Raw genomic sequence first — 14,002 nt, forward strand, 5'->3', positions numbered from 1 at the left:
ACCCGTGGGAGGATGGCCGCGCCCGTGCCCCGTCGTCCGAGAGATCCCTGAGACCCCGTGCCTGCCGTTCCCCCGAAGTCCTGGCCCGTCCCCGGGCAGACCGACCCGTCGACGCTGCGCAACTTCTGCATCATCGCCCACATCGACCACGGCAAGTCGACGCTGGCCGACCGGATGCTGCAGCTGACCGGCGTGGTCGACGCGCGGGCGGCGCGGGCGCAGTACCTGGACCGGATGGACATCGAGCGCGAGCGCGGCATCACCATCAAGAGCCAGGCCGTGCGGATGCCGTGGGGCGTCGAGGTCGGCAACGACGAGGGCGCCGAGGCCGGCACCTACGTGCTGAACATGATCGACACGCCCGGCCACGTCGACTTCACCTACGAGGTCTCCCGCTCGCTCGAGGCCTGCGAGACCGCGGTGCTGCTGGTCGACGCGGCCCAGGGCATCGAGGCCCAGACGCTGGCCAACCTCTACCTGGCGATGGGCGCCGACCTGCACATCATCCCGGTGCTCAACAAGATCGACCTGCCCAGCGCCAACCCCGACAAGTACGCCGCCGAGCTCGCCGGCCTGGTGGGCTGCGAGCCCGAGGACGTGCTGCGCGTCAGCGCCAAGACCGGCTTCGGCGTGGAGGCGCTGCTCAACGAGATCGTCAAGCAGACCCCGCCGCCGGTCGGCGCGGCCGACAAGCCGGCCCGCGCGCTGATCTTCGACTCCGTCTACGACACCTACCGCGGCGTCATCACCTACGTGCGCGTCATCGACGGCAAGCTCAACCACCGCGACCGCATCAAGATGATGTCGACCAACGCCACCCACGAGATGCTCGAGGTCGGCGTGATCAGCCCCGAGCAGGTCAAGGCCGGCGAGCTCGGCGTCGGCGAGGTCGGCTACCTGATCACCGGCGTCAAGGACGTGCGCCAGTCGCGGGTCGGTGACACCGTCACCACCCAGCACAACGGTGCCACCGAGATGCTCGGCGGCTACAAGCACCCCAACCCGATGGTCTACGCCGGGCTCTACCCGATCGACGGCGACCAGTTCGGCGACCTGCGCGAGGCGCTGGAGAAGCTGCAGCTCAACGACGCGGCGCTGACCTTCGAGCCGGAGACCTCCGGCGCCCTCGGCTTCGGCTTCCGCATCGGCTTCCTGGGCCTGCTGCACATGGAGATCACCCGCGACCGCCTCGAGCGCGAGTTCGACCTCGACCTGATCTCCACCGCCCCCAACGTCGTCTACGACGTGGTGATGGAGGACGGTTCCGAGTTCGCGGTCACCAACCCCAGCGAGTTCCCCGAGGGCAAGATCGCCGAGGTCCGCGAGCCGGTCGTCAAGGCCACGATCCTGAGCCCGAGCGACCACATCGGCGCGATCATGGAGCTGTGCCAGACCAAGCGCGGCCAGCTCGGCGGCATGGACTACCTCTCCGAGGACCGCGTCGAGATGCGCTACACGCTGCCGATGGGCGAGATCGTCTTCGACTTCTTCGACCAGCTGAAGTCGAAGACCAAGGGCTACGCCTCGCTCGACTACGAGCGCTCCGGTGAGCAGGCCGCCGACCTGGTCAAGGTCGACATCCTGCTGCAGGGCGAGCCGGTCGACGCGTTCTCGGCGATCGTGCACCGCGACAGCGCCTACTCCTACGGCGTGATGATGGCCGGCAAGCTCAAGGACCTGATCCCGCGCCAGCAGTTCGAGGTGCCGATCCAGGCCGCCATCGGCGCCCGGGTGATCGCCCGCGAGAACATCCGCGCGATCCGCAAGGACGTGCTGGCCAAGTGCTACGGCGGCGACATCAGCCGCAAGCGCAAGCTGCTGGAGAAGCAGAAGGAGGGCAAGAAGCGGATGAAGATGGTCGGTCGCGTCGAGGTCCCCCAGGAGGCCTTCGTGGCCGCGCTCTCCAACGCGCCGGCCCCGGAGAAGACCAAGAAGTAGGGCTCGTGGTCGCGCTGCCCCGGCTGCCCGACCCGGTGCTGGCGTTCGCGGAGCGCGGGCCGGCGTGGGCGGCGTACGTCGACGCGCTGCCCGGACGCCTCGGCGACCTGGTCGAGGAGTGGTCGCTGCGTGCGGGCACCGAGCTGTGGTGGGGCGAGACCGCGGTGGTGCTGCCGGTGCGCGACCCCGACGGGTCCGCGGCGGTGCTCAAGGTCGCCTTCCCCGACGAGGAGACCGAGCACGAGGCCCTGGCGCTGCAGCACTGGGGCGGCGACGGGGCGGTGCGGATGCGCCGCGCCGACCCCCGCCGGCGCGCGCTGCTGCTCGACCGGCTCGAGCGCACCGACCTCGGTGGCGGCTGGGACGTGGCCGACTGCGAGCAGGTCGCCGCGCTCTACCCGCGGCTCCACGTGCCCGCCCCGCCCCGCCTGCGGCGTCTCAGCGAGTACGTCGGTCGCCAGGTCGAGCCGTTGCGGGCGCTGCCGCCCCAGGCTCCGCTGCCGCGCCGGATGGTGGAGCAGTGCCTCTCGCTCGTCGGCGACCTCGCCGGCGACGCGCACTGCGACGGTGTGCTGGTGCACGGCGACCTGCACTACGCGAACGTGCTGGCCACCGACCCGGACCTGTCGCGGTGGGTGGCGATCGACCCCAAGCCGCTGAGCGGCGACCCGCACTGGGAGCCGGCGCCGCTGCTGTGGAACCGGTGGGAGGAGCTGGCCGGCGACGTGCGGGGCGGCATCCGGCGCCGCTTCCACGCCGTCGTCGACGCGGCCGGGCTCGACGAGGACCGCGCGGTGGCCTGGACCGTGGTGCGCCAGGTCCTGGGGGTGCTGTGGGTGGTCCAGGACGCGGTGGCCGCCGGGTCGCGGCTGGGAGCCGCCGAGCGCGACCACGTCACCAGGCTGCTCAGCGTGGCGAAGGCCGTCCAGGAGTGAGGCCGGCGCTCGCCCCGGCTCTCGACCGGCTCTGGTCTCGCGTGGCCCGGCTCTGGGTGAACGGGTGTAGCCGCGCGATTCGCGGGTAGGCTGCCGGAGACCGTCGGGCTCGCCATGGGGCGGGCCCACAGCTAGGGGGGCCAGTGACGGACGACGACGACAGCGCGCGCGAAGGCGCGCAGACCGGCGAGTCGAGCGCGGGGGAGCAGACCTCGCGGCTGCGGGCCGAGCTCGGGGCCCGACGCGAGGCCGCGGAGATCGTGGCCGAGGCGAACCGGATGAGCCAGCAGGCTGCCGCCGAGGCGGAGTCGATGGTCGCCGAGGCGGAGACGCTGGCGGCCTCGCTCGTCGAGGAGGCGCGTCAGCGGGCCGACGCCACGCTCGCGCAGGCGCGTGCCGAGGCGCTCGACCTGACCCAGCAGGCCGCCGCCGAGGCCGAGGAGCTGCGCTCCGGCCTCGACGAGCAGCGTCGCGCGGCTCGCGAGGAGGCCGCCGCCGAGGTGCGCGCCGAGATGTCCGAGCTGCGTGCCCGGGTCGAGCGGCTGCTCGGCGACATCGGGGGCAGCCTGGGCGACCTGGGCTCGCTCCTCTCCGGCGCGCATGCCGCGGTGCAGCACGTGCAGCGCTCCGCGGACGGGCTGAGCGACGCCGAGTCGGCGCTCGTGGACTCCGACCGGTCGGTCGAGGTCGCGCCGCGCTCCGCCGAGCCGGTCGAGGTCGAGGTCGAGACGCCCGAGCCGGCCGTGGTCGAGGAGTCTGAGCCGGTGGCGGGCGTCGCCGAGGAGCCCGAGCCTGACGCCGAGCCTGCAGCTGAGGGCACCGCGCCCGAGTCGCGTGAGTCGCTGTACGCCGTCACGGCGCCGTCCGAGGCCGGCGCGAGCGAGCCCGAGGTCGAGCCGCGCGCCCAGGACGACCTCGAGGACGCCTCCGCGGATCCCCGTCCGCTGGGCTGGCTCTTCCGCGGGCACTGATCGCGGGAACTGGGCGCGGGACCCCGCGAAGGCGGGGTCAGGGGCAGGTCGGCTGCGGGCCGGTGTCGAGACGGTCGATCGTGACGGTGTCGACACCGGTGCCGACCGGCACCCGCTGGAAGAGCTCCATGCGGATGCGACGGTCCTCGCCGGCGGCGAAGCAGCTCCACCGGCCGGTCACGACCGCGATCAGCTTGCCGGAGCGTCCGCGCAGCACCGCCTGGACCAGGGCGCGGGGCACGGCCTGCTCGCCGGTCTCGACGCGGGCGACGACCACCGTGCGGTCCGGGCCCAGCATCGTGTCCTGGGGCACGGCGGCCGCCACCGGCTCGGCGGGCTCGGCGTCGGCCTTGGCCCACGAGATCTCGGAGAAGGACAGCTCGACGTCGGCGATCCGCTCGGCCTGCGGCCCCACGGCGAAGTAGAGGCCGAACTGCTCCCCGGGCTCGAGGCCCAGGACGGTGCAGCAGGCGCTCTCGCCGGCCATCGTGTCGGTGTCCCAGACCCCGACCAGCACACCGTCGGCGTCGACGCCCTGCAGGGCGACCGTCGCCGTGCGCAGCACGCGCGAGTCGTCGTTGCGCACCATCACCGAGACGAGCCCGTCGTTGACGGCCCACTCGGCGGTCTCGAGCACGGGCGCCACCTCGATCGGCGTGCTGTCGGAGCGGGTCGACCCGTCGACCTGTGCGCGGATGGTGCTGCACCCGGTGGTGAGCAGGCCGGTCAGCACGAGGGCGAGGGCCCCCACGACGAGCTTGTGCACACGATCCCCCTGGTCACGCCACGTGGGTGCCGCCCAGTCCGCGGCACCTGCCGAGAGTATGACCGTACAGGTGTAGACCGAAACCGTCTGGGTAACAATGAGGAGGTGCTGGTGCCCGTCGGGCCCGCACGACGACCACCGGGGGGGTGTCAGATGACGGCGTCGACGCGTGCGCGCACGAGCCCGGCGCCGGCGACCCCTCACGATCCCGCCGGCAGCACCGCCCGGGGCGCGCTGTGGCTGGCCACCAACGGCGTCGTGGTCAAGGCGGCGCACACGGTGGTGCTGCTGGCCCTGGCCGCGCTGCTGACCCCCTCGGCGCTGGGCCTGGTGGCGCTGGGCAGCCTGGTGGCCAACGTCGCGGCCATCCTGGGCACCCTCGGCACCGCCAGCGCGCTGGTGCACCTCGAGGGGAGCACGCAGCGCGTCGAGCGGGCCGCCCGCACCGCACTGAGCCTGGGACTGGTGACCAGCAGCGCGCTCGCCGCCCTGCTGTGGGCCACCGCACCCCTGCTCGCCTCGAGCCTGCGGGCCGACGACGGCGGCGCAGCGGTGATCCGTGGGCTCACCGTCGTGCTGCCGTGCCTGGCCGTCGCCGGCGTCACCACCGAGCTGCTGCGCCGCCGGCTGGCCTTCGCGCGACGCATCGTCCCCGACACGGTCTCGGCGGTGGTCGGCGCCGTCGTGGCGATCGCCCTGGTCACCCAGGGCGTCGGGGTGATGGCGCTCGTCGCGGGCCAGGTGACCCAGGCGGTGCTGATGATGCTGCTGGCCTGGGTCGTGCACCGTCCGGTGCTGCCCGGCTGGGACCGCGCCGACGCGCGGGCGCTGGTCTCCTTCGGCGCCCCGTTCTCCGGTGCCCACCTGCTGGAGGTGGTCCAGCTCAACCTCGACTACCTGCTGGTGGCGCGGGTGCTCGGTGCGCTGGCGCTGGGCCACTACTCACTGTCCTACCGGATCGCCAACATGCCCTACCTGATGGTGGCCGTCGTGGTCACCGGGGCCGCGTTCCCCTACCTGTGCCGTGCCCGGGGCGCGGACCGGGCCCGGGCCGCGGAGGTGGCCCTGGGGGTCACCTTCTCGCTGATGCTGCCCGCCTGCCTGCTGCTGGCGCTGCTGGCCGACGACCTGGTGCTGCTCGGCGCCGAGTGGGCGCCCGCGACCCCGGTGCTCGCGCTGCTCGCGGGCTACGCGCTGCTGCTCGCACTGCTCCAGGTCTGCCTGACCGTGCTCAACGCCGCCGGCCGCCCAGGAGTGGCGATGGCGGTGCGCCTGGCCCACCTGCTGGTGCTGGGCCTGACCCTGCTGGTCGTGGTCGACCGCGGCATCGTCTCCGTCGCGCTGGCCCAGGTGGTCGTCGTCGCCGCGGTCGCGCTGCCGGCGCTCGCCCTGGCCCGCCGCGCCGTGCCCGGCACGTCGGCGGCCCGCCTGGGCGCCGACGTCCGCCCGGCGCTGGTCGCCTCGGTCGCGATGGCGCTGGCCGTGCTCGCGCTGCGCGGGCTCGACCCGGTCGCCGGCGGGGGAGTGGTGGCGCTGGGCGCCACCACCCTGGTCGCCGTGATCGTCTTCCTGATCGTGCTGCGTGCCGTCGGCGCCGATGCATGGCGCGCCGTCCTCGAGCTCCTGCGCCGCCGGGAGGTCCTCGCATGAGCGGCACCGACGCCGACGCCACCACCGAGCCCGAGGTGGCCGGCGCGCCCGAGCGTCCCCCGACGGGGGCGACGGTGGGCTCGGGCCGTCAGTGGCCCCTGGTGCTGGTGCCGGCCGTGCTCGCCGTCGCCGGTGGGGTCGCCGTCGGGCTGGCGCCCGGACTGGTGGGCCCGGTCCTGGTGGCCGGGCTGGCGCTGGTGGTGATGCTGACCCGCCTCGAGGTCGCGCTGGCGCTGGTGGTGGCCGCCTCGCTCTTCGAGGACTACCTGGCCGTGCTCGATCCCCGGGCGACCAAGGTGCTGGCGGCCCTCGCCGTCGGGTCCTGGCTCGTACGACGCAGCCGCGGGCGGCTGCACAGCGGGCCGCGCACCAAGGCGCTCGCGGCCGCGGCGGTGCTCGCCGTGGCGCTGCTGGCCTCCACCGCCGTGAACGGGGCACCCGACGGGGGTGCCGTGCTGGTGCGCTGGGCCGGCTTCCTGGCGCTGCTGGTGGTGCTGGTCGACACGATGCGGGCGGGCCGGCTCGCTCCCGCGACGCTGGCCCGGGTCTACGTCGGCGCCTCCGCCGTCGCGGCACTGGCCGGCATCCTCTCCTACACCCTGGGGCTCGACCGGTTCACCGACGGCCTCGACCGCCGGGTGGCGGGCCCGATCGGCGACCCCAACGACCTGGCCTTCTTCCTGCTCGCGGCGCTGCCGCTCTCGCTGGCGGTGCGGCGCCCGGGCTGGCGCCCCGGCATGTACGACGCGGCGACGGTGCTGATCACCCTCGCCCTGCTGGGCACGTTCTCGCGCGGGGCCCTGATCGGCCTCGTGGTGATGCTGGTGGTGGCGGTCCTGGTGCGCCAGGTCAGCCTGCAGCAGCTGATGGGGGTGCTCGGCTCGCTCCTGGTGCTCACCGCCCTGGTGGTGGGGCTCTTCCCCGACCTGGTCGGCGAGAGCCTGACAGCCAAGGACGCGGTCGCCGACCGCAACGTGGCCGAGCGGCTCCAGCTCTGGGAGGCCGCCGGCGAGATGGCGCTCGACGCTCCGCTGCTGGGCCAGGGTCCGGGCTCCTTCGGGGTCGAGCACGAGCGCTGGCTCGAGCAGCTGCCGGTCAGCGCCACCAGCGACCTCGACGTGGCGCACCAGACCTACCTGGAGGTGGCCGCCGAGCTGGGCCTCCTGGGGCTGGCCGGCTTCGTGGGGCTCCTGGTCGCGGGGCTGCGGGGGGCGTGGCGCTCCTGGCGCCGCGACGGCTCGGCGCTGGCCTCGGCCGTCCTCGCCGCCCTGGTCGGCACCACCACCGCGGCCTGCTTCCTCAGCGAGCAGTTCTTCCTGCCCCTGTGGCTGCTGGTGGCCCTGGGCGCCGTGCTGCTCGTCGACGCGCCGCCCGAGCCGGGACCGGAGGACTGAGACGTGGGCGCCTCGGGCGCGCCTCGCCGGGTCGTGCAGGTGCTCACCCAGCAGCACGGTGGGCCGGTCGACCACGCGGTCGACGTCGCCGTCGGGCTCGCCGGCCGTGGGGTCGACTCCCACGTCGTGGGCCCGCCTGGACCCGGCACGTCCCGCGCCGAGCGGGCGGGGGTGGTGTGGCACCCGGTGGCGGCCACCTCGAAGGGCGACCTGGCCGGCCTGGTGCGCCTGGCCCGAGAGCTGCACCGGCTGCGCCCCGACGTGCTGCACCTGCAGGACCGGCGCGCCGGCTGGGTGGGACGTGCCCTGGCCCCCGCGCTGCGCGGCACGCGCGTGGTCTACACGCTCCACGGGGTGCCCGACGCGCTGAGCGACCTGGTGCGCGGCAACCGCAGGGTGGCACGACCGCGCCGCCGCGACCGGCTCTACTACCTGCACGGCGAGCGGTGGATCACCCGGTGGAGCGGTGCCGAGGTCGTCTCGCCCAGCGCCGCGGTGGCGACGTACGCCGTGGAGCACGTCGGCCTGGACCTCCAACGGGTGCACGTGGTGCCCAACGGCGTCGACCCGCTCCGCTTCCGGCCCCGCGGGCCCAGCCAGCCCGGCGAGCCCGGCGCAGCACGTCCCGGCGAGCTGGTGGTGGCCTGGATCGGCTCCGTGGAACCGGTCAAGGGCCTCGACGTGCTGGTCGACGCGCTGGGCGCGGTCGAGGGCGTGCGGGTGCTGCTGGCCGGCGACGGAGCGTCGCTGGAGGCCTTGACGGCGCGGCTGGAGACCACCGGGCTGGGGGAGCGGGTCGACCTGCTGGGCCGGGTGCCGCGGCCCGAGGAGGTCCTCGGGCGGGCCGACGCGCTGCTGCTGACGTCGCTGGCCGAGAGCTGTCCGATGGTGCTGCTGCAGGCGATGGCGGCGGGGCTGCCCGCGCTGGCCACCTCGGTCGGCGGCGTCCCCGAGGTGCTGCGCCACGAGCGTGAGGGCCTGGTCGTGCCGGCCGGTGACGCCGCGCAGGTGGCGGCGGCGCTGGCCCTCCTGCGCGACGACCCCGAGCGTCGGAGGGCGATGGGGGCCGCGGCCCGCCACCGGGTGCTCGCGGGCTACACCCTCGACCACTGCCTCGACCGCCTCACCGCGCTCTACGCCCAGGAGGCGCCGTGCGCCTGCTGATGTCGATCGCCGAGATGGGCTCCGGCGGCGCCGAGACCCTGGTGGCCGACCTGGCCGCCAGCCTGGTCGCCGACGGCCACCGGGTGTGCGTGGCCAGCGACGTGGGCTGGCGGGCGCGCCGGCTGGAGGAGGCCGGCATCGACCACCTGCGGGTGCCCATGCGGGTGCCCGGCACACGCCGCCTGGCCACGGCCAGCGCGAAGGTGGCGCGCTGGAGCGTGCGCGCACGCCCCGACCTGGTGCACGCGCACAACGTGCGAGCCACCCTGACCGGGCGCCTCGGGACCCTGGCCACCGGCCGCCCGCCGGTGCTGAGCACCGTGCACGGGCTGGCCCCCGGCGACTACGCCCCGGCGGTGCGGGTGCTGCAGCGCTGGTCCGACCTGGTGGTGGCGGTCTCCGGCTCGGTGGCCGCCGACCTGGTGCTGCACGGCCTGCCCGAGGAGCGGGTCCGGGTGGTGCCCAACGCGGTGCCCGTGCCGGTGCTGCCCTCACGTGCCGCGGCGCGGCTGTCGCTGGGCCTGGCCCGCGACGAGCAGGTGGCGCTGTGCGTGGCCCGGCTGGTGCCGCCCAAGCGGCAGGACCTCCTGGTCGGGGCCTGGGCCTGGCGGCGGAGCGGCACGCTGCTGGTCGTCGGCGACGGCCCCGAGCGCGAGCGCCTCGACCGCCTGGTCGGGCGTCTCGGTCTGCGCGACCGCGTACGCCTGCTGGGCACCCGCAGCGACGTGCCCGCCCTGCTGGCCGCCAGCGACGTGGCCGTGGTGGCCAGCGACCGCGAGGGCCTGTCGATGGCCGCGCTCGAGAGCCTGGCTGCCGGGGTGCCGCTGGTGGCCAGCAACGTCGGTGGCCTCGGCGAGCTCGCCGGCGCGGCCGAGCTCGTCGACCCCGGTGAGGTCGAGGCCCTGCACGACGGCCTGGTCGCCGTCCTCGACGACCCGGCCCGTGCGCGACGGCTGGTCGAGCGGGGTCGTGAGCTGGTCGCGCAGCGCTACTCGGTGGCCGCCATGCGTGCCGACTACCTGCGGCTCTACGCGGACCTGGGTGTGGGACCAGGTGTCGGGCCAGGTGTCGGGCCAGGTGCCGGGTCCTGAGTGCCCACCCCCTGGTCGGTGCACGTTTGGACACTGGGTCCGCGGGTAGGAGAGCCTCAAGCCTGGACCAGCTCCACCACCCGGGTCGTCCATGTCACACCGGTCTACGCGGAACTTCCGGGCATGCTGGTCGTTGAAGGTGGAACTGCAGTGCTTCTGGGGGGAAGAGAAAAAAATGGAGATGCGTGAGCTCGGCGGTGCCTTGTGGAGGCAACGTCTGCTGGTCCTGCTGGTGACGGTCCTCGTCGGAGCGGCCGTGGCAGCCGGCGTGGTCCTGGCGCCCAAGACCTACACCGCTCGCGCCGAGGTGGCCGCGGCAGCCGCCGGCGGCAGCACCGTGGAGGACCTGGACGCGCTGCGCGGCACCCTGGCCGAGAACGCGAACTCCACCGACATCGTCGAGGAGGTCCGCTCGCAGCTCGACGTGCAGCGCAGCGCCGACGAGCTGCGCCGCGCCATCGACGCCCGGTGGGTCGAGGGCACCGTGCTGATCGAGGTCGAGGTCGACGATCGCGACCCCCAGGTCGCCGCCGACATCGCCAACCTGGTCTCGGCCGCACTGCCTCTCAACGACCCCAGCGAGGGCGCCTTCCGCTTCTCACCCAGCGACCCGGCCCGCGCGCCGGTGACCTTCTCGAGCCCCAACCTGCTGCTCGCGATCGGGGTGGGCGCGCTGCTGGCCCTGGTGCTGGCCGCGTCCGCGGCCCTGGTGCGCGACCGACGCACCTACACCGTCTCCAGTGCCGCCACCGTCGAGGAGGTCATCGACCTGCCGGTGCTGGCCCACATCCAGCCCCCGCGCGAGCCGGGGCTGCTGGCGATGTACGCCGGCACCCCCGACGCCGACGTCTTCCGCCGGCTGCGGGTCTCGATGGAGGTCGAGGCCAGCGGCGACCCGGCCGGCATGGTGGTCGTCACCGGCGTCACCGACGGCGACCTGAACGCGTGGCTCGCCGCCAACCTGGCGATCTCGCTGGCCGGTGTCGGGCGCCGGACGCTGCTGGTCGACGCCCGGATGGGTGCGGGCGCCAAGCGGCCGACCCAGCTGGAGCCCTCCACCGCCGGCCTCTACGAGGTGCTGCGTGGCGCCCCGCTGTCCTCGGCGCTCAACCAGGGCCCGGTCGACGGCCTCGAGGTGCTCTCGTCGGGTCGCTGGGGCGCGGAGTCCCACGGCCGGCTGCTGGAGACCAGCTTCGCCGGAGCGGCCCAGGAGATGCGCGAGCTGTTCGACGTCGTCGTGGTGATCGCCAACTCGATCACCAAGAACGACGACGCCGCCATCATGGGCAGCCAGGGCGCGGTCCTGCTCGCCGTGACCGAGGGCGAGCTGCGCCCGCCCGAGCTGACCAAGGTGCACTACCGGCTGGTGGCCTCGGGGTCCCGTCTCCTGGGAGCCGTCCTGGTCGGGCGGAGCAAGGACAAGTGGGCGGCCTGAGCCGCCGCCAGCGGGCTCGGCACCCGGGCCGGCCCCGTGTCCTGCACACCTCGGTGCCCACCAGCGAGGGCACCGCGGGGGTGCTGCTGACCTACGTCCGCGACCAGGTCGAGCGCGGCTGGAGCGTCACGGTCGCCTGCCCCTCCGAGGGGTGGCTCGGCTACTCCGCCCGCGAGATCGGCGCCGAGGTGCGCTGGTTCGACGCGGCGCGCGAGCCCGGGCCGTCGGTCGCCGAGGAGGTCGGGCGCTACGTCCGGCTGCTCGCCGACCTCGAGCCCGACCTGGTGCACCTGCACAGCTCGAAGGCGGGGCTGGTCGGCCGGCTGGCGGTGCGCAGCCAGGTGCCGACGATCTTCCAGCCGCACGGCTGGTCCTTCCTGGCCGGCGGGGGCCCGAAGGCCGTGCTGGCCGCTCGCTGGGAGCGCTTCGCCGCCCGCTGGACCGACCACCTGCTGTGCGTGAGCGACGGGGAGGCCGAGGTCGGCCGCGAGCGCGGTGTCCTGGCACCGATCTCGGTGGTGCCCAACGGGGTCGACCTGGAGCGCTTCACCCTCACCGACGACGACGAGCGCCGTGAGGCGCGCCGTGCGCTCGACCTGGTCGTGGACGCCCCGACGGTGGTGTGCATCGGCCGGCTCAGCGCCCAGAAGGGCCAGCAGGTGCTGCTGGACGCCTGGCCGGAGGTGCTGCGTGCCTGCCCCGCAGCCCGGCTGGTCCTGGTCGGCAGCGGTCCCGACGAGCAGGTGCTGCGCGAGCGGGCGGGGGGGCTCGAGGGCGTGCAGATGGTCGGGCCGCGCACCGACGTCCCGGCCTGGCTCAGCGCCGCCGACGTCGTGGTCTTTCCCTCGCAGTACGAAGGGGCCGCGCTGGCGCCGATGGAGGCGATGGCGGCCGGGCGCAGCGTGATTGCCTCGTGGATCGAGGGGATCGAGGAGAGCCTGCCCTACGAGTGCGGGGCGATGGTGCGACCCGACCGGCCCGAGGACTTCGCCGAGGCGATCGTGCGCCGGCTCACCGAGCCCGGCCTGGCGGACGCCGAGGGGATGCGCGGCTGGCGGCACGTGCTGGCCACCCGCGACGCCGCGGAGGCGGCGCGCCGGGTCAGCCAGCTCTCGCTGAGTCTGGTGGAGTCCCGGCCTCGACGACGAGGTCCATGAGCTCGTCGTCTCGTCGCGGCTCGCGGCGCGCGACCGTGCGCACGGTGCGCATCACGATCTTGACGTCGCCCCACAGCGACCAGTTGGTGATGTAGTAGTTGTCGGCGCGCGCCCGGTCGTCGATCGGGGTGTCGCCGCGCAGGTCGTTGACCTGGGCCCACCCGGTCAGGCCGGTGCGCATCCGGTGGCGGTGCCGGTAGCCGGGGGTGTTCTCGGAGAACTGGGCCACGAAGTGCGGGCGCTCGGGACGCGGCCCGACCAGGCTCATGTCGCCGCGCAGGATGTTCCACAGCTGGGGCAGCTCGTCGACGCCGGTGCGGCGGATGAAGCGCCCCACCGGGCCCAGCCGGTCGCTGGTGTCGATGTTCCAGGTCGTGTCGCCCTGCTGGGGCGAGGCGGCCATGGAGCGGAACTTCAGCAGCTCGAAGGTGCGCCCGCCCCGGCCCACTCGTGTCTGGCGGAAGATGATCGGGGAGCCGAGCTCACGGCGCACGGCGACGGCGGTGCCGAGGAGCACCGGCGCGAGCAGCACCAGGGCCAGCGCCGAGACCGCGACGTCGAGGGTGCGCTTGACGAGCATCGACCCCGGCCGCACCGCCCAGCGGCGCAGCCGCACCAGGCTGACGTCGCGCACCACCTCGACGCGACGCGCCCGGTCGAGACCCATCACCTCGAAGAAGCGCGGCACGACGAAGACCTGGTACTGCCTCTCCTGGCAGTGGCGCACCAGGGCGATCGTCTGGTCGTCGGTGCGCGCCCCCCAGGCGAAGACGACGTCGTTCACGTTCAGGTCGCGCATCACCCGCGGCAGGGCCCGCAGCCCACCGAGCAGCGGCGCCGGCAGCCGGCGCGGGTCGACGTCGTCGTCGACGAAGCCGACCGGGTGCAGGCCGGTCGCCGGGTCGGCGAGCAGGGCCCGGGCGAGCCGGTCGCCGATCCCGTCGGCGCCGACGATCACGACCCGGTGCATCAGGTAGCCGCGCCGGCGACCGGTGCGCACCACGGCGTAGGCCACGACCCGGGCCGCCACGAGGATCCCGGCCAGGGCGGCGGTGAAGACCGCGGCACGGGCGATCGCGTCGCCGCGCGGCGCGGCGGGCTCCAGCCCGAGGCCCAGGACCAGCAGCCCCGCGGTCAGCGTGGTCACCAGGAGCGCCGGCAGGTCCTCGAGGACCGAGAGCACCAGGCGCGACTGGTAGAGGCCCAGGCTCCTGGCCACCAGCGCGAGGCCCAGGGCCGCGGTGCCCAGGGCCACCGGCCACAGGCCCCGGTCGACGACGAGCCCGGTGGCCAGCACGGCTGCGAGGTCGGTGAGGACGAGCAGCGGGCCGATGCCGGACAGGCCGCTGCGGGCGTGGATGGACTGCTGCACTAGAACTTCTACCCCCCAAGGCAGGCGACGCCGCCCCCATGGAAGACGTCACTGCCGTCGAGCATGCCCGGTGCACAGGGGTTTCACACATCCACCGCCACGTCGAAGATCGCGATCTGGTCACGACCC

Annotated in this window: 11 protein-coding genes; 9 read left to right on the plus strand and 2 right to left on the minus strand. The window is 74.4% G+C overall.

Features of this window, described 5'->3' with window-relative positions:
* The first annotated feature begins 57 nt into the window (after nucleotides 1-57).
* The 3 genes from lepA to ABKW28_RS10820 all read left to right on the plus strand — a co-directional run bounded on the left by lepA (nucleotide 58) and on the right by ABKW28_RS10820 (nucleotide 3,844).
* Complete coding sequence (gene lepA / locus ABKW28_RS10810; RefSeq protein ID WP_348609246.1) at nucleotides 58-1,938, plus strand: translation elongation factor 4; 1,881 nt, start codon at nucleotides 58-60, stop codon at nucleotides 1,936-1,938.
* A 5-nt stretch (nucleotides 1,939-1,943) separates the two neighbouring features.
* Complete coding sequence (locus ABKW28_RS10815; RefSeq protein WP_348609249.1) at nucleotides 1,944-2,873, plus strand: aminoglycoside phosphotransferase family protein; 930 nt, start codon at nucleotides 1,944-1,946, stop codon at nucleotides 2,871-2,873.
* A 143-nt stretch (nucleotides 2,874-3,016) separates the two neighbouring features.
* Nucleotides 3,017-3,844, plus strand: coding sequence for a hypothetical protein (locus ABKW28_RS10820; RefSeq protein ID WP_348609251.1), 828 nt, complete (start codon nucleotides 3,017-3,019; stop codon nucleotides 3,842-3,844).
* A 37-nt stretch (nucleotides 3,845-3,881) separates the two neighbouring features.
* Here ABKW28_RS10820 and ABKW28_RS10825 read toward each other — a convergent pair whose 3' ends face one another.
* Nucleotides 3,882-4,610: a hypothetical protein gene (locus ABKW28_RS10825; protein ID WP_193667414.1), complete on the minus strand. Its 729-nt coding sequence runs from the start codon at nucleotides 4,608-4,610 to the stop codon at nucleotides 3,882-3,884.
* 153 nt (nucleotides 4,611-4,763) lie between these two features.
* On the opposite strand from ABKW28_RS10825, the gene ABKW28_RS10830 reads away from it, so the two are divergent.
* The 6 genes from ABKW28_RS10830 (at nucleotide 4,764) to ABKW28_RS10855 (ending at nucleotide 12,501) form a co-directional block, all read left to right on the plus strand.
* A complete protein-coding gene (locus tag ABKW28_RS10830; RefSeq protein ID WP_348609254.1) occupies nucleotides 4,764-6,260 on the plus strand; it encodes an oligosaccharide flippase family protein in 1,497 nt (498 codons plus the stop codon).
* Nucleotides 6,257-7,654, plus strand: coding sequence for an O-antigen ligase family protein (locus ABKW28_RS10835; protein ID WP_348609257.1), 1,398 nt, complete (start codon nucleotides 6,257-6,259; stop codon nucleotides 7,652-7,654). Before ABKW28_RS10830 ends, ABKW28_RS10835 begins: the two co-directional genes overlap by 4 nt.
* A 3-nt stretch (nucleotides 7,655-7,657) precedes the next feature.
* On the plus strand, nucleotides 7,658-8,818 hold the full coding sequence (locus tag ABKW28_RS10840) for a glycosyltransferase family 4 protein (RefSeq protein ID WP_348609260.1): 1,161 nt from the start codon (nucleotides 7,658-7,660) through the stop codon (nucleotides 8,816-8,818).
* Entirely contained in the window at nucleotides 8,806-9,909 is a 1,104-nt protein-coding gene (locus ABKW28_RS10845; protein WP_348609263.1) for a glycosyltransferase, read from the plus strand. Before ABKW28_RS10840 ends, ABKW28_RS10845 begins: the two co-directional genes overlap by 13 nt.
* A gap of 175 nt (nucleotides 9,910-10,084) precedes the next feature.
* Entirely contained in the window at nucleotides 10,085-11,344 is a 1,260-nt protein-coding gene (locus tag ABKW28_RS10850) for a Wzz/FepE/Etk N-terminal domain-containing protein (protein WP_348609266.1), read from the plus strand.
* Nucleotides 11,332-12,501: a glycosyltransferase family 4 protein gene (locus tag ABKW28_RS10855; protein ID WP_348609269.1), complete on the plus strand. Its 1,170-nt coding sequence runs from the start codon at nucleotides 11,332-11,334 to the stop codon at nucleotides 12,499-12,501. Before ABKW28_RS10850 ends, ABKW28_RS10855 begins: the two co-directional genes overlap by 13 nt.
* On the opposite strand, the gene ABKW28_RS10860 is transcribed toward ABKW28_RS10855, so the two are convergent.
* Nucleotides 12,446-13,873 carry a sugar transferase gene (locus tag ABKW28_RS10860; RefSeq protein WP_348609272.1) on the minus strand — a complete coding sequence of 476 codons (1,428 nt, stop codon included), beginning with the start codon at nucleotides 13,871-13,873 and terminating at the stop codon, nucleotides 12,446-12,448. The genes ABKW28_RS10855 and ABKW28_RS10860 overlap by 56 nt on opposite strands.
* Nucleotides 13,874-14,002 lie beyond the last annotated feature (129 nt).

Origin of the sequence: Nocardioides sp. 31GB23 (assembly GCF_040012395.1) — a bacterium.
Classification (GTDB): domain Bacteria; phylum Actinomycetota; class Actinomycetes; order Propionibacteriales; family Nocardioidaceae; genus Nocardioides; species Nocardioides salarius.